Genomic DNA, 15,172 nt, shown 5'->3' on the forward strand with positions numbered 1-15,172 from the left:
GGCGATCTCTCTGGTATCAGTCCTGCTTTTACTCCGGGGCGTAAACCACTTCAACGTCGTAATCATCATCGTCAAAGTCGTCGTCATCGTCTTCTTCCCGGGCCGCGCGTCGAGCCTGGCGCTCGGCGGCAATACGGGCGCGCGCCTCGTCGTCCATCTGCCGGCGCCGCTCGGCTTCCCGTTCGGCGAATTCGGGGTTCTGGGCCTCTTCTTCGGCCTGTTCCTCAATCCAGCGCATGACGGCCTGGGCAAGGGACTTGGTACCCTCGCCGCTGAGGGCTGAAATCCGGAACACCGGCCCTTGCCACCCGAGCTCATCAATAATGGCCTGGCAGTGAGCATCGCGGTCTTCCTCGGCAACCATGTCGACCTTGTTCAGCACCAGCCATCGCGGGCGATTGGCCAAGGTTTCACTGAACTTCTCCAGTTCGTGCTCAATTGCCCGGACAGCATCGGCAGGGGAAGAGCCATCGTAAGGCGCCACATCCACCAGATGAAGGAGCAGCCGGGTACGAACGAGGTGCTTCAGGAAGCGAATGCCCAGCCCGGCACCTTCAGCGGCACCCTCAATCAGACCGGGAATATCGGCAATCACGAAACTCTGGTGCGCCTGTACACTGACAACACCAAGATTGGGCACCAGCGTGGTGAACGGATAATCTGCCACTTTCGGCCGGGCCGCGGAGACCGAACGGATGAAGGTGGACTTGCCGGCATTGGGCATGCCCAGCAAACCCACATCCGCCAGCACCTTCAGCTCGAGCCTCAGGTTGCGTAGTTCACCCTCGGAGCCTTTGGTGGTCTGGCGTGGCGCACGGTTCACAGAGGATTTGAAGCGGGTGTTGCCAAGGCCATGGAATCCGCCCTGGGCAACTTTCAGGCGCTGGCCAGCGTGGGTCAGATCCCCCAGCACCTCATGAGTATCCATATCAACAACCGTGGTGCCGACAGGAACCGGCAACACCAGATCCTGGCCTTTGTTGCCGGTGCAGTTGCGACCGGCGCCTGGCTCGCCATTCTGGGCTTTGTGCTTGCGCTGGAACCGGTAGTCGATCAGTGTGTTCAGCGACTCTTCGGCTTCCAGATACACGGAACCACCATCGCCCCCGTCGCCACCGTCGGGGCCACCCTTGGGAACGTATTTTTCACGCCGAAAGCTCAGACAGCCGTGACCGCCCTTGCCGGCTTCCACAATGATGGTGGCTTCGTCTACGAATTTCATGAATCAACCCTTTGCGCCCTGCGCATAAACTAAAAAGCCCCGCAGCCTCAAGGAAGCTTTGCGGGGCTCCGGATGGCTCTGGACACCTGATGATATCAGGATAACAGCGCCACCCAAGGTTCGACAGAACCGGATCGCCGCTGCTTACGCAGCCGGAACGATGCTCACGAACTTACGGCTCTGCGGGCCTTTGGTTTCGAACTTCACCTGGCCGTCTGCTTTCGCAAACAGGGTGTGGTCCTTGCCAATGCCAACATTGCTGCCAGCGTGGAAACGGGTGCCGCGCTGACGGATGATGATGCTACCTGCAGATACAGTCTCGCCGCCGAAGCGCTTCACACCAAGTCGTTTCGACTCGGAATCGCGACCGTTACGGGTACTACCTGCTGCCTTTTTATGAGCCATTACCAGCCTCCTTATTTAAGGGGTAATTCGAGAGCCTCAGCCCTTGATACCCGTGATCTTGACTTCAGTAAACCACTGACGGTGGCCCTGACGCTTCATGTGATGCTTACGACGACGGAACTTGATGATCTGAACCTTGTCGTGACGGCCGTGACTAACCACTTCAGCGGTCACTTTGGCACCATCAACTACCGGCGCGCCTACCTGAACCTTGTCGCCATCGGCGATCAGCAGAACGCGATCAAACTCAACGTTGCCGCCAGTTTCAACTTCCAGCTTTTCCAGCTTCAGGGTTTCGCCTTCTTTTACACGGTGCTGCTTACCACCGCTAACAATAACTGCGTACATTCACTCGTTCTCCACGATTGACCCATCCCTGCTCTTATCCACCTGGTTCTAAGGGAGGCGCTCTGGCGACCCTATAGCAGGGAGCGCAGGTTGGGATGAGTTGGGCGCGTGATTGTACGAAAAGACGCACCGCAACACAAGCCAAGTTGACACTCCCTTCGGCAATACCTAGCATTGCCGCGACCTGCCTTTAATATCAACGATCGTAACGACGATAACACCAGCAAGGGATCCACAAGCCGCATGACAGCCCAGCGCATTTACGACACCGTGGCCGACGACTTCAGCCGCGTTAATGATCTGATCATCCAGCGGCTTTCCTCAGATGTTCCCCTGGTGGAGAAAATCGCCCAGTACATCATCGAAAGCGGCGGTAAGCGCTTGAGACCGTTACTGGTTCTGCTTTCCAGCCAGGCCGCCGGCTACCAGGAAAACGACCACCTCAAGCTCGCCGCCGTGATCGAATTCCTGCACACTGCCACCCTGCTACACGATGATGTAGTAGACACCTCGGACATGCGCCGGGGCCGGAGCACCGCCAACGCCCGCTGGGGCAACGCGCCAAGCGTACTGGTAGGTGATTTCCTCTATGCCCGGGCGTTCGAGATGATGGTGGAGCTGAAAAGCCTGCGCATTATGGACGTGTTGTCCCACGCCACGGCGGTAATCGCCGAAGGCGAAGTCATGCAGCTGATGAACGTTAAAAACCCGGATCTGACCGAAGACCAGTACATGAAGGTCATTCACAACAAGACCGCCATGCTGTTCGAAGCCGCCTCCCACACCGGCGCCCTGCTCGCCGATGCCAAAGAGGAGCAGGAACTGGGGCTGAAAGACTACGGCATGCATCTGGGCCTGGCCTTCCAACTGGTTGACGATGTCCTTGACTACCGTGGCGACGCCGAAGCCATGGGCAAGAATGTTGGCGACGATCTGGCCGAAGGCAAGACTACCCTGCCCCTGATTTACGCCATGACCCATGGTACCGAGGATGAAAGGCAGCTTATTCGCCAGGCGATTCGCAAGGGCGGCCTGGACGACCTGCCACGCATCCTCCAGATCGTTGAGCGCTCGGGCGCCATCGAATACACCATGACCAAGGCCCGGGAGCAGGCAGCTTTAGCCGCTGATTGCCTGAAATGCCTTCCCGAATCAGCCCACAAACAAGCGATGGTGTTGCTGACTGATCTCGCGGTTGCGCGGGTTAGCTAGCGCGCCTTTTTTGATTGCGGTTTGTCGGATTACGGCTTTGCCTAATCCGACCTACGTTTCTCTACTGCTATCTGGTCCCGGGTAGGTCGGATTAGGCGGAGCCGTAATCCGACAATGCTCACCAGCAAATCACCCCAGTTTTTCCCTGCCATGGGGTGAATCAAAATCCAGCTCCGGCCCAACCGGCACGATCTGAGTCGGGTTGATGGTTCTCTGGCTCACGTAGTAATGGCGTTTGATCTGATCGATATCGACAGTCTCCGCAACGCCCGGCATCTGGTAAAGATCCCGAACGTAGGCAGAGAGCGCCGGAAAATCACTGATTCGCTGGCGGTTGCACTTGAAGTGACTGTAATACACCGCATCGAACCGGATCAGCGTGGTGAATAACCGCCAGTCTGCCTCCGTCAACTGGCCGCCCACCAGATAACGCTGAGAGGACAACCGTTCCTCAAGCCAGTCGAGAGAGTCGAACAGCGCACTATACGCTTCCTCGTACTTGTCCTGCGCGGTAGCAAAGCCAGACTTGTAAACACCATTGTTGACCGTGTCATAGATTCGGGCGTTTACCTCGTCAATCTCCCCCTGCAGTGCCTCGGGATAGAAGTCCTGGTCAGTTCGAACACCCTCGAGGCCATTAAACGCTGAGTTGAACATCCGGATAATCTCGGCCGACTCGTTGCTCGCAATCGTCTCTTTCTTCGTGTCCCAGAGAGTCGGGACGGTCACCCGACCGGTGTACTCAGGGGCCGCCTTGGTATAGACCTCATGCATGAACCTGAACCCATGCAGATGATCCCGATGCTGCTCACTGTCCGGCCTGAACTCCCAGCCATTCTCCACCATGTCAGGGTGCACCACTGATACCGAAATGTGCTTCTCCAGGCCCTTGAGCTTCCGGAAAATCAACGTCCGGTGCGCCCAGGGGCAGGCCATGGATACATACAGGTGGTAGCGCCCGGATTCCGCCTTGAAACCGCCTTCGCCATCCGGCCCCGGCGAGCCATCAGCGGTCACCCAGTTCCGGAAACGCGCCGCTTCCCGTTCAAACTTGCCACCGGTCTTGTCGGTGTCATACCACTTGTCGTGCCATTTGCCATCAATCAGCAGGCCCATAAAGCCCTCCCGTTAAAATTCCTGAACATGATGAAATCAATACAGGCAGAATAACGGGGACCCTGCTACCCTCTCAAACAAGCATTTCTGGCCAACAACCTCAGATAATTCGAACATGCATACAGCCATCACCATAGACGCCCTGAAAGTCCTTGATGCCATAGACCGCAAAGGCAGTTTCGCCGGGGCCGCCAACGAACTGTTCCGGGTTCCTTCCGCCATCAGCTACACCGTTCAGAAACTGGAAGAAGACCTGAATGTCGCCATTTACGATCGCACTGGCCATCGCGCCCGACTGACACCAGCCGGCCGATACCTCCTGGAAGAAGGCCGCACCCTGCTCGAAGCTGCGGAGAACCTCGCACACACCACCCGCCAGGTCGCCCAGGGCTGGGAAACCCGGCTACGGATTGGCTTCAACTCACTGCTGCCCGCGGAATGCCTGTTTCCCGCAATTCAGGAGTTCTATGGCCTGGGTGTACCGGTGGATGTACAGATTGTGGAGGAGGTTTTCGCGGGCACCTGGGATGCGCTGCAAAGCCGCCGTGTAGATCTGATCATCGGCGCCGATAATTTCAGCAAGCCTGCGGGGAACTACACCACAAAGCCCCTGGGGGACATGCCGTTCGTGTTTGCCGTTGCCGCCGATCATCCCCTGGCAGGTTCTGACACGCCGCTTTCCGAGGAAGACATCTCGCGTTATCCCGCAGCTGTGGCTGCGGACACTTCTCGCTCTTTGCCCCCGGGACACGCAGGCATATTTCACCGGCAGAGAACCCTGACAGTCGCCAACATCGATCAGAAGATCGCCATCCAGGTTGCCGGCCTCGGGGTTGGATGGTTACCCAGGGCAAGAATCGGCGAAGAGCTTAAGCAGGGAAAACTGGTTATCAAGGAAGTCCAGGAATCCCGCCAGCCAATTACGCTTCACTTGGCCAGGCATGCCGAGGACCAGGGCAAGGCCCTGATGTGGTTCTGGGAGCGGCTCAGCTCAGAGGGAGCCGTTTCAGGCTGGCTAACAGGCTGAAAATAAAGCAAACGACATGGCTGCAGGTCGAAGGCAAGCCAGGCAAATGAGTCAACCGTTTGCCGCGGCACTTCGTTTATACTGCAGCTGAAACAAACGCCGAAGGGAGCTCTCTGATGCGGCAACTGTCGGAACTGGATGCCTCTTTCCTGTATCTGGAATCGGAAACAACACCGATGCACATCGGAGGCATCTATCTGTTCGATGCCAGTGATCGGGAAAAACCCCTGGCCTTCAGCACCTTTGTCGCCTACCTTCGAAGCCGCCTGCATGTCGTACCGGTATTCCGCCAGCGCCTGAAAGAGATACCCTTTCGTCTGGGCCGACCTTACTGGATCGACGATCCGGACTTCAGCATCGAGCGCCACCTCGCCTACGTCAACCTGGGCGAACAGGGCCGCAGGGCCAGCCTGATGACCCTGGCATCCCGGATTCTTGAAGAACCGCTAAAGAGGGATCGCCCCCTTTGGCACATCACCTTCGTTGATGGCTTCAAACTGGACGAGGAAGACACTGGTAGCGACGGTTTTGCACTGATCATCAAGTTGCATCACGCTGCCATTGATGCCTTCAGCGGAGAAGAAATAATTGGCAAGCTGCTCGAGTACACGCCGCAGCCCAGCCCCATTGCGCCACCGCGACCCTGGCAGCCCAGGCCCGAACCTTCGGAAGAGCGGGTCATGCTTCAGGCGGGCGCGAACATTATTCGCACACCACTGCAGTTCACCTCTTTAGCGTTTAACGCCGCCGAAGCCACGGCCCGAGGCCTTATCCAGAAGCAGCTCAAAAAGCTGCCACTTCCGCTACCATTCTTCTCAGCACCGCACAGCCCTTTTAACCGTCAGATTACCGCAAACCGGCAAATTGTCGCTGCCAGTGTGGAACTCTCCAGGTTGAAAGCCATCAAGGCCTTCCTCGGAGACGTCACGCTCAACGATGTGGTTTTAGGCCTGTGCGCCGAAGCTCTGAAGCGCCACCTGATCAGCGAGGGCGCCAATGCCGACAAGTCTCTGGTAGCGATGACACCGATTTCTGTCCGCTCCAACAGCCTGCGCCGGGCAACCGGGAACCAGATGTCCGCCATGCTGCTGGATCTGGCGACTGATGAAAGCAATCCTGCCCACCGGATCCGCCGAATACACTGGAACGCGGTTGCGTCGGAACCCTACCGGGAGGCCATTGCCGCCGACCGCCTGACGGAACTGCTGCCGTCCACAATGCTGGCGCTGTCCGCGAGACTCTACTCGGAACTGCAGATTGCCCAGCGTTACCAGCCGGTCTTCAACCTGCCCATCACCAATGTTCCCGGACCACAGGTGCCACTGTACCTGCAGGGTGCGCGGCTGGTTCAGCAATACAATACGGCGCCGCTTTTCGACAGCATGGGGCTGGTGATTGTTGCGGTGAGCTATGAAGGAAGGCTGACACTTAATTTCACCACCTGTCCGGACGTGGTGGCTAACGGAGAGTCCCTGAAGGCTCACGTGGATGAAAGTCTCCAGGCCATAGAAACAGCCATGCAACGGCTGGGGGCCGACGACACCAGTGAGCCGATTGCCGCCTCGCCAACACAGACCATTGCGGATGATGCCATGACGGCCCTGGAGGGGCTGCTAAAGAAAGCCTTGAAACGTTTCCGGGCCTGAAGCGGCTCCGGAAACGTTTGGGGGCGGGTCAGGCTATTCGAACGCCCAGCGAAGAAACGCCTTCTTCTCTTCGTCACTCGCTGTTTCCCAGATGGTTTTGAGCTGTTCCAGCGCGTTATCACCCGTTGCCGCAGAGCTCTCCGGGCTAGAGGCCGGAATCGGCGTGCGAGAGGCCGTCATCTGCTCACTCGGATCCCAAACCGCTGAACTGGCCACAGCGATTCCTGCCGACGAGACGATCTCTGCCGAGAATTCCGGCATTTCCTGCTCGGCTTCCTGGCGCGACTCGGGCTTGTCGAATTCGAAACCATAGGTCTCACCGGCTTCCGCTTCAAAGCGAACGACCTGGGGCTCACTCTCAATCACGTGAACTTTCGATTCCCCATTTCTCACCACACCACTTTTCGCCCAGATAGTCTTGTAGACAAAAACAACCTCGTTCTCACCAGGTAACAGGGCGTAGTCCAGTGCCAGGTCGTCCATCAGGAAGTTGGTCATGACCCGGCCATTCACCCGGGTCACACGGATTTCTCCCGGTGTCTGGAGCGTGGCGGCATTGGACGCAGCTGCTGGATCGCCTTCCCAGGTTTCCACAACGCTGACGCTGGAAGCACACCCCACCAGAGACATGACAAACACCGCAACCAGTGCAGCGCGGACGCGAGCTACGCCTCGCCACCCCCCCTGTCTTATTGATTGGAAAACACCGATGACGTGAGAAATGTTCATTTACTCTCCTTGGCATGAGGATGGAAATGGCGTCAGGCTGGCGCCAGTTTCGTAGCATTCTGACGAGTGGATCTGACAAGGGCAAGACAACCGCGCGCTTCTCTGGCTCACTACGGATGTTTGATCGCTGATCTCTATTGAGAACCAACCCGTAAAATTGTAAAAAAATGTTGAATTCGCCCTGAATTGGGTTAATTTTAAACAGATCGGCAGATATTAACGCGGCGCCCGAGAAGCAAGAACGAAAAGCGGGCAGTACAGGAGACGCCATGGACACCCAACGCAGGACCGGAGAAGAAGGGCCGGTTCCCTTTCGCAGCAGTCGATTCTTCTGCGTGGGGAGCAAATGGTACTTCACCACCCGGGAAGGGTTTGACAGTGGCCCGTTCGCTTCTCGAGAGCGGGCGGAAACAGGCCTCAAAAGGTTTCTGCATGTTGTTCGGATGCTGCCGGAAGAACAGCAGCTTCATTGACAGTCACTGCGTGCCCGTCTAGACCATGACGGGCACCAGCCACACGTCCACTGCCCACAAGCAGATCAGGGCCATGAAGCCGGCAATAACATCGTCGACCATAATACCCAGCCCGCCAGGCAGGTGCTGGTCTAGCCAATTTATGGGCCAGGGTTTGGCGATGTCAAAGAGCCGGAACAGCGCGAAAGCGCCCAGAACCCCGTAAATGGTGTCGGGAAACAGGCCCAGCGCAATCCACATCCCGACGAATTCATCCCAGACGATGCCGCCATGGTCGTGCACCTTGAGGTCTTCGGCGGTCTTTCCGCACAGCCAGATACCCACGATAAACGCAATCAGGACCACCAGCCAGTAGCCGACAGGCGGCAACCAGGCGAAACCGTACCAGAGCGGAATCGCTGCCAGACTGCCCCAGGTACCGGGAGCCCTCGCGGTTGCGCCGCTGCCAAACCCAAAGGCCAAAAGATGCACCGGGTTTCGCAAAAAACCTGGCGGCAGTATGACTGCCGGCGCCTCCGGTTCCGGGGTCCCGCCTTCCTGACTCATGATTCACTCCTGAAATGATCAAACCCCGCGGGCACCGCTTCCACACTGCAATCGACACCATCAAGATAGAGGCGCGGCTCCACCTCAACAGATCCGATCACGGTAAGTTGGCTTTTCAGTGACTCCGGGGCGCGCTCCCAGTTTGCCGGTGAGAAACACAGGCAAAGTTCGTAATCGTCCCCGGAACGCAATGCGTAGTTGACGGCGTCAACGCCCTTCAGCCTCATCAGAGCTGGCGAAAGGGGCAGGCGGGCACTGTCAATGCGGGCACCAACTCCGGAGGCAGCCAGAATGTGGCCAAGATCGGCTAGCAAGCCATCAGAGATATCAATAGCCGCGCTGGCATATTGGCGGACAGACTGTGCCAGATCCAGCCTGGGCCGGGGATGGTGGTAGCGTTCGAGCACGGCGACCATGTCGGCGGAGGGGGCAGATTCCGTGAGATAGCCCAGGGCGGCGCCGGCATCACCGAGGGTTCCGGAAACGGCAATCAGATCACCCGGGCGGGCGCCAGAACGCCGAACTCCGGCCCCCTGCTCCAAACTGCCATGGACCTGCAGGCTCAGAGCGAGGGGGCCAGAGGTGGTATCGCCACCAGCAAGTTCAAGACCAAATGCGTCGCTGGCCGCTTTCAGCCCCTTGGAGAAATCTTTAAGCCACTGCTCATCCACCACCGGCAGCGTCAGCGCAAGCGTGAAGCATTCCGGGTCGGCACCCATGGCAGCAAGATCACTGGCTGCGACAGCGAGTGCACGCCACCCCAGGTAATCCGGGCGATAATTTCGGGGAAAGTGAACACCCTCCACGAGGGCATCCACGGAAAAGACAAGATCCCGGCCAGCGGGAATTCGCTGAATCGCGCAATCATCTCCGAGCCCCAGGATCAGAGAACGGGATTCCTGCCGCTCGCCAAGCGGCAGAAAGTAACGCCGAATCAGCTCGAACTCACCCATCGGCTAGCGGGCGCGGGTCTCGGCAAGGCGGAGTCGGCCGCTGAGCTTGTCGAGGATGCTGTTTACAAACTTATGGCCCTCGGTGCCACCGAAGCGTTTGGCCATTTCAATGCCTTCGTTGATCACCACCTTGTAGGGCACATCGAGCCGATGCTTGAGCTCATAGGCCCCCAAACGGACGATGGCCAGCTCCACCGGGTCAACCTCGTTGATCGGCCGATCAAGAAAAGGCTCGATCAGCTTGTCCAGCTCGCCCTGTTCTCGATGGACACCACGAAGCAGATCGCGGAAATACAGCAGATCAACCTTGCTCATGTCATTGTCGACCATGAACTCGGCTTCAATGTCAGAAATCGCCGTTTTGCTGAAATGACGCTGGTAAAGCCCTTGCATGGCCAGGGCTCTGGCGCGGCGTCGATCACCGGCTTTCGGTTGGCCGGACGGAGCCGGCTGCGGCGATGTACCTTCGGTTTCGCTCATTACTCACCCAGTTTCTTGAACAGGCTGACCATTTCAAGGGCCGTTATTGCCGCCTCAGCACCTTTGTTACCAGCCTTGGTTCCGGAGCGCTCGATGGCCTGTTCGATGGAATCCACCGTCAGTACACCGAAAGTCACCGGCACATCGGTATCCAGACTGACCGCGCCAAGGCCACTGGAGGCCTCGCCAGCAACGTACTCGAAATGGGGCGTTCCACCACGGATGACCGCACCCAGGGCGATGATCGCATCATAGTCACCGGTTTCGGCGACGCGCTTGACGGCCAGGGGCATTTCATAGGCCCCTGGTACGCGAACGATGGTGACATCGTCATCGGAAATACCGTGGCGGCGCAGGGTATCCAACGCGCCCTCGACCAGGCTTTCCACCACGAAGCCGTTAAAACGGCCCACCACGAGTGCGTAACGTCCGCTGCATTCGGTAAAATCACCTTCTATTACTCTGATATCTGCCATTGATGGCTCCTTCACGTGTCGCGGCATCGGAGCCACGACCGGGTTGATCATTCGGGGGTATAGGGAACGTATTCGACCACTTCCAGATCGAATCCGGAGATGGCCGAGAATTTGATCGGCGGGCTTAGCAGGCGCATCTTGCCGACGCCGATATCCCGAAGAATCTGGGAGCCAGTACCTACGGTGAAGTAAACACCGGAACTCCCCTTACCGGAAGAACCCTTACCCTCATCAAAGAATTCCTGGATCCGGTCTTCCAGGTTGTAGCTGTCCTCGGCACTGTTCAGCAGGACAACCACGCCCTTGCCTTCCTCCGCCACTTTTTCCAGGGCGTGATGCAGAGGCCAGCTGCGGGAATCCTTGCGGCGGGCCCCCAGGAGGTCCCGAAGAGTATCTGTGATATGAACTCGTACAAAAGCCGGTTCGTCGGGAGAGATATCCCCCATCAACATGGCCAGGTGAGTGGCTCCCTGGATGTTGTCGCGATAGGTCCGAAGCTTGAATACACCGTATTCGGTGTCCAGGTCATTCTCTTCCACACACTCAACGGTGCGCTCGTTCATGGTGCGGTAGTGGATCAGGTCGGCAATGGTACCAATCTTCAGGCCGTGCTCTTCGGCGAATCGTTCCAGATCTTCCCGGCGGGCCATTGAACCATCGTCATTCATGATCTCGCAGATCACACCCGCCGGCTCGCAGCCGGCCAGTGCGGCAAGATCACAGGATGCTTCGGTGTGCCCTGCACGGCTCAATACGCCGCCCGGATCAGACATTAGCGGGAAAATATGGCCAGGTTGGACCAGATCGCTAGCCTTGGCATTTCGGGCCACTGCTGCCTGCACCGTGCGAGCCCGGTCTGCCGCGGAGATGCCAGTCGTCACGCCCACTGCCGCTTCGATGGAAAGGGTAAACTTGGTTCCGAAACCGGAGGCGTTCTGCTGGACCATTAGCGGCAAACCCAATTGTTCGCAGCGGTTCCGGGTCATGGGCATACAGATCAGGCCGCGCCCAAAACGGGCCATGAAATTGATTGCCTCGGCCGTGCAATGCTCAGCAGCCATCACGAGATCGCCCTCATTCTCGCGATCCTCGTCATCCATCAGTATGACCATCTTGCCCTGACGGATATCTTCTATGATGTCTTCAATGCTGTTCAGTGCCATATGGTTTTTGCACCCTTGCGGCGTTCCGGCAACTATTGGCGTCCGGAACATCCTGAGTTTATGGATTACCGGCGGGCAAGGATCAGACGCTGATCCTCACCTACCTGACGTCGGTCCAGCACTTTCCATTGTACTTTATCTGCCATGGTCTCCAGCGGCAGATTTGCGGTTGGACGTCCCGTACTGCCGAGGAAAACCGGCGCCTGATAGAGCCAGAGTTCGTCGACCAGATTTTCGCTTATGAATGTGCCAGCCAGAGTGGGGCCTGCTTCAACGAGCAGCTCGTTGATCCCCAGCTCTCCCAGCGAGTCCAGCAGTTCGGCAAGATCAATGCCGTTATCCTTCCAGGCCACACCAGTAAGGCTGATGCCCAGCGCCGCCAGATCCTGAGCTGGCGCTGTCGCCAGGGTCGATGACGCGCAGAACACCTGCACGTTGCCGCCCTGGAGGATCTTCGCGGAGGATGGTGTACGCGCATCGCGATCGGCAATTACCCGAAGCGGCTGTCTGGACGGCTCCGTCGCGTCGCCAATATCCCCAAGCTCCTCCCGCCGGACTGTCAGTGACGGGTCGTCGGCCAGCACTGTACCTACACCAGTGAGAATGGCATCGCTGATCGCCCGCAGGCGCTGAACATCCCGGCGAGCCTCTGAGCCGGTGATCCACTGGCTCTCACCGGAGGCCATGGCGGTTCGACCATCCAGGCTTGCCGCCATTTTAAGTCGCACCCAGGGGCGCCCGGTGTTCATGCGCTTCATGAACCCCGGATTCAGGCGGGTAGCTTCTTCCGCCAGCAGGCCTTCGGTAACCCGCACACCTGCATCCCTCAGCATATCCAGCCCCCGGCCAGACACTGAGGGATTCGGGTCCTTGGTCGCGGCGTACACATGCGCGACACCGGCATCAATCAGCGCTCTGGCACAGGGCGGCGTGCGACCGAAATGGCTGCAGGGCTCCAGTGTTACGTACGCTGTCGCGCCACGGGCGTCAGTACCTGCCTGACTCAGAGCGCGAGTCTCGGCGTGGGCCTCTCCGGCACGCTCATGCCAGCCCTCACCAAGCACCAGATCTCCCCGGGCAATGACACAGCCAACTCGGGGATTAGGATGGGTAGAGTACCGACCGCGCCAGGCAAGCTGGACAGCCCGCGCCATCATGGCCCTGTCGCGGTTCTCGATCATGCCTTGCCTTTCGGGGCGTGGTTATCCGCCAGTGCTTTGGCGACATCCACAGCAGCCTCGCCATTGCTTGCCGATAACCTCTCGATTTCTTCCTTGAACTCGTTGATATCCTGGAAGCTGCGATACACCGAAGCGAAGCGGACATAGGCAACTTTGTCCAACTGGCGCAATTCGGTCATGACCTCCTCGCCCAGCTGCATGGATTTCACTTCCCGCTCACCCGTTGCCCGAAGACGGTATTTGATACGATTCAGGGCAGCATCGATCTGCTCGATGCTCACAGGACGCTTTTCGAGCGCTTTCATCAGCCCGGCGCGCAGCTTTTCCTCATCAAACGGTTGCCGGGTACCGTCCTGCTTGACGACCCTTGGCATCACCAGCTCGGCAGACTCGAAAGTGGTAAACCGCTCCCGACAGGACAGACACTCCCTGCGGCGACGCACCTGATCACCCTCGGCCACCAGCCGGGAGTCAATCACCTTGGTATCTGCTTCACCACAGAAGGGACAATGCATAGTCAGGAGCTCCGAAGAGGAAGCCGGGCCGAAAAGTCGGCCCGGCAGGTCATGCCTGTAGTCTAGCTATAAAACGATCAGCCGTAGACGGGGAAACGGGCGCAAAGCGCTCCCACCTGCTCACGAACACGGCTATTTACAGCCTCGTCGTCCACGTTATCGAGGATATCGCAGATCCAGCCGGCCAGATCACGACACTCGGACTCACCGAAACCACGGGTGGTGATCGCCGGGGTGCCGATACGCAGACCGGAAGTGACGAACGGTGACCGGGGATCATTGGGAACCGCGTTTTTGTTCACGGTGATGTGAGCACGACCCAGCGCAGCATCCGCATCTTTACCGGTAATGTCCTGCTTGATCAGGCTGACCAGGAACAGGTGGTTCTTGGTGCCACCGGAAACCACGTCGTACCCGCGATCAACAAAAACCTGTGCCATGGCAGAAGCGTTCTTCACAACCTGCTGCTGGTAGGCCTTGAACTCATCGCTCATGGCTTCCTTGAAGCACACAGCCTTGGCAGCGATTACGTGCATCAACGGACCGCCCTGGCCACCGGGGAAAACGGCGGAGTTCAACTTCTTCTGCAGATCGGCATCGTCACAGGCCAGGATCAGACCACCACGGGGACCGCGCAGGGTCTTGTGTGTCGTGGTTGCAACCACGTGAGCGTGGGGAATCGGATCCGGATAAACGCCAGCGGCAACAAGACCAGCCACGTGGGCCATATCCACAAACAGGTAGGCACCAACCTTGTCCGCAATCTCGCGGAAACGGGCGAAATCCAGCTCCTGTGAATAGGCAGAGAAGCCGGCAATGATCATCTTCGGCTTGTGCTCAAGAGCCAGCGCTTCGATTTCATCGTAGTCGAGAAGGCCTGTATCGGTATTGATACCGTACTGAACGGCATTGTAGATCTTGCCGGAGAAGTTGACACTGGCGCCGTGAGTCAGGTGCCCACCGTGGGCGAGACTCATGCCCAGAACAGTGTCACCGGGCTTGAGCAGAGCCATGAAGACAGCCGAGTTGGCCTGGGAACCGGAATGCGGCTGTACGTTGGCATAGGCAGCACCGAACAGCTCTTTGGCACGCTCAATCGCGAGATCTTCGGCAATATCCACGAACTCGCAACCGCCGTAGTAACGCTTGCCGGGATAGCCTTCCGCGTACTTGTTGGTCAGCACGCTGCCCTGAGCTTCCATCACCCGGGGGCTGGTATAGTTCTCTGACGCGATCAGCTCGATGTGAGCTTCCTGGCGCTTCTCTTCCGCCTGCATGGCGTTCCAGAGTTCGTCGTCAAAGCCGGCGATTTTCATTTCACGATTAAACATGGATGCGCTGCCTCTGTGTGCTTGGCTGGCCCGGAGAGCATTGGCAATCTCCGCAGGCTCCCTGAAAAATTGGGCCGCTATTCTATCTCACAAACGGGTGAAAAATCACCCTTTATACCGTCCGCAGATACCGGCATGCGGCCTACTCCGGTTTCTGCTCAATTGCTATCACTGGTGGGTTTCGTTACCTTAGCCGATTACTGTTCTCAGGTACCGGCATCGGTGGTGTCGGCCTCCGGGGCGGGCGATCCGGGATACGCTGTAAATACGTCCCTGTACGCTCGACAAAATCATCCATGATTTTGACGATCCCGGACCGCCCGCCCCGAAGGCCTTGATCAGGCACCTG

Annotated in this window: 17 protein-coding genes; 4 read left to right on the forward strand and 13 right to left on the reverse strand. The window is 58.1% G+C overall.

What is annotated here, in order from left to right; all coding sequences use genetic code 11:
* Window positions 1-28: 28 nt before the first annotated feature.
* The 3 genes from cgtA to rplU all read right to left on the reverse strand — a co-directional run bounded on the left by cgtA (window position 29) and on the right by rplU (window position 1,975).
* A complete protein-coding gene (gene cgtA / locus QZ534_RS13500) occupies window positions 29-1,222 on the reverse strand; it encodes an Obg family GTPase CgtA (RefSeq protein WP_296935045.1) in 1,194 nt (397 codons plus the stop codon).
* A gap of 144 nt (window positions 1,223-1,366) precedes the next feature.
* On the reverse strand, window positions 1,367-1,627 hold the full coding sequence (rpmA, locus tag QZ534_RS13505; protein ID WP_008170742.1) for a 50S ribosomal protein L27: 261 nt from the start codon (window positions 1,625-1,627) through the stop codon (window positions 1,367-1,369).
* A gap of 36 nt (window positions 1,628-1,663) precedes the next feature.
* Entirely contained in the window at window positions 1,664-1,975 is a 312-nt protein-coding gene (gene rplU / locus QZ534_RS13510) for a 50S ribosomal protein L21 (protein WP_008170744.1), read from the reverse strand.
* 243 nt (window positions 1,976-2,218) lie between these two features.
* On the opposite strand from rplU, the gene ispB reads away from it, so the two are divergent.
* Window positions 2,219-3,187, forward strand: a complete 969-nt coding sequence (gene ispB / locus QZ534_RS13515) for an octaprenyl diphosphate synthase (RefSeq protein ID WP_296935046.1) — start codon at window positions 2,219-2,221, stop codon at window positions 3,185-3,187.
* Between the two features lie 129 nt (window positions 3,188-3,316).
* Here ispB and QZ534_RS13520 read toward each other — a convergent pair whose 3' ends face one another.
* Complete coding sequence (locus tag QZ534_RS13520) at window positions 3,317-4,303, reverse strand: glutathione S-transferase family protein (protein WP_296935047.1); 987 nt, start codon at window positions 4,301-4,303, stop codon at window positions 3,317-3,319.
* Between the two features lie 115 nt (window positions 4,304-4,418).
* Between QZ534_RS13520 and QZ534_RS13525 the strand changes: the two genes are divergently transcribed.
* Window positions 4,419-5,330 (forward strand): LysR family transcriptional regulator, encoded by a 912-nt coding sequence (locus tag QZ534_RS13525; protein WP_296935048.1) that lies wholly within the window; start codon window positions 4,419-4,421, stop codon window positions 5,328-5,330.
* Between the two features lie 116 nt (window positions 5,331-5,446).
* On the forward strand, window positions 5,447-6,976 hold the full coding sequence (locus tag QZ534_RS13530) for a wax ester/triacylglycerol synthase family O-acyltransferase (protein ID WP_296935049.1): 1,530 nt from the start codon (window positions 5,447-5,449) through the stop codon (window positions 6,974-6,976).
* Window positions 6,977-7,009: 33 nt separating this feature from the next.
* Here QZ534_RS13530 and QZ534_RS13535 read toward each other — a convergent pair whose 3' ends face one another.
* The gene (locus tag QZ534_RS13535; protein WP_296935082.1) at window positions 7,010-7,606 is read right to left on the reverse strand and encodes a DUF2057 family protein; all 597 of its coding nucleotides are present in this window, start codon (window positions 7,604-7,606) and stop codon (window positions 7,010-7,012) included.
* A gap of 368 nt (window positions 7,607-7,974) precedes the next feature.
* On the opposite strand from QZ534_RS13535, the gene QZ534_RS13540 reads away from it, so the two are divergent.
* Window positions 7,975-8,178 carry a DUF6316 family protein gene (locus QZ534_RS13540; protein WP_064230225.1) on the forward strand — a complete coding sequence of 68 codons (204 nt, stop codon included), beginning with the start codon at window positions 7,975-7,977 and terminating at the stop codon, window positions 8,176-8,178.
* Between the two features lie 18 nt (window positions 8,179-8,196).
* Here QZ534_RS13540 and QZ534_RS13545 read toward each other — a convergent pair whose 3' ends face one another.
* The 8 genes from QZ534_RS13545 to glyA form a co-directional block, all read right to left on the reverse strand.
* Window positions 8,197-8,724: a phosphatidylglycerophosphatase A gene (locus QZ534_RS13545; protein ID WP_296935050.1), complete on the reverse strand. Its 528-nt coding sequence runs from the start codon at window positions 8,722-8,724 to the stop codon at window positions 8,197-8,199.
* A complete protein-coding gene (gene thiL / locus QZ534_RS13550; protein WP_296935051.1) occupies window positions 8,721-9,677 on the reverse strand; it encodes a thiamine-phosphate kinase in 957 nt (318 codons plus the stop codon). Before thiL ends, QZ534_RS13545 begins: the two co-directional genes overlap by 4 nt.
* A gap of 3 nt (window positions 9,678-9,680) precedes the next feature.
* Window positions 9,681-10,157 (reverse strand): transcription antitermination factor NusB, encoded by a 477-nt coding sequence (gene nusB / locus QZ534_RS13555; protein WP_104323162.1) that lies wholly within the window; start codon window positions 10,155-10,157, stop codon window positions 9,681-9,683.
* The gene (ribE, locus tag QZ534_RS13560; protein ID WP_296935052.1) at window positions 10,157-10,633 is read right to left on the reverse strand and encodes a 6,7-dimethyl-8-ribityllumazine synthase; all 477 of its coding nucleotides are present in this window, start codon (window positions 10,631-10,633) and stop codon (window positions 10,157-10,159) included. Before ribE ends, nusB begins: the two co-directional genes overlap by 1 nt.
* A gap of 47 nt (window positions 10,634-10,680) precedes the next feature.
* Entirely contained in the window at window positions 10,681-11,796 is a 1,116-nt protein-coding gene (gene ribBA, locus QZ534_RS13565) for a bifunctional 3,4-dihydroxy-2-butanone-4-phosphate synthase/GTP cyclohydrolase II (protein WP_296935053.1), read from the reverse strand.
* A gap of 65 nt (window positions 11,797-11,861) precedes the next feature.
* Window positions 11,862-12,977 carry a bifunctional diaminohydroxyphosphoribosylaminopyrimidine deaminase/5-amino-6-(5-phosphoribosylamino)uracil reductase RibD gene (gene ribD, locus QZ534_RS13570; RefSeq protein ID WP_296935054.1) on the reverse strand — a complete coding sequence of 372 codons (1,116 nt, stop codon included), beginning with the start codon at window positions 12,975-12,977 and terminating at the stop codon, window positions 11,862-11,864.
* The gene (gene nrdR, locus QZ534_RS13575; RefSeq protein WP_008170769.1) at window positions 12,974-13,492 is read right to left on the reverse strand and encodes a transcriptional regulator NrdR; all 519 of its coding nucleotides are present in this window, start codon (window positions 13,490-13,492) and stop codon (window positions 12,974-12,976) included. The genes ribD and nrdR overlap by 4 nt, the downstream gene beginning before the upstream one ends.
* Before the next feature lie 77 nt (window positions 13,493-13,569).
* Window positions 13,570-14,823, reverse strand: a complete 1,254-nt coding sequence (glyA, locus tag QZ534_RS13580) for a serine hydroxymethyltransferase (protein WP_296935055.1) — start codon at window positions 14,821-14,823, stop codon at window positions 13,570-13,572.
* Between the last annotated feature and the right edge of the window lie 349 nt (window positions 14,824-15,172).

Origin of the sequence: uncultured Marinobacter sp. (assembly GCF_913055835.1) — a bacterium.
GTDB lineage: Bacteria > Pseudomonadota > Gammaproteobacteria > Pseudomonadales > Oleiphilaceae > Marinobacter.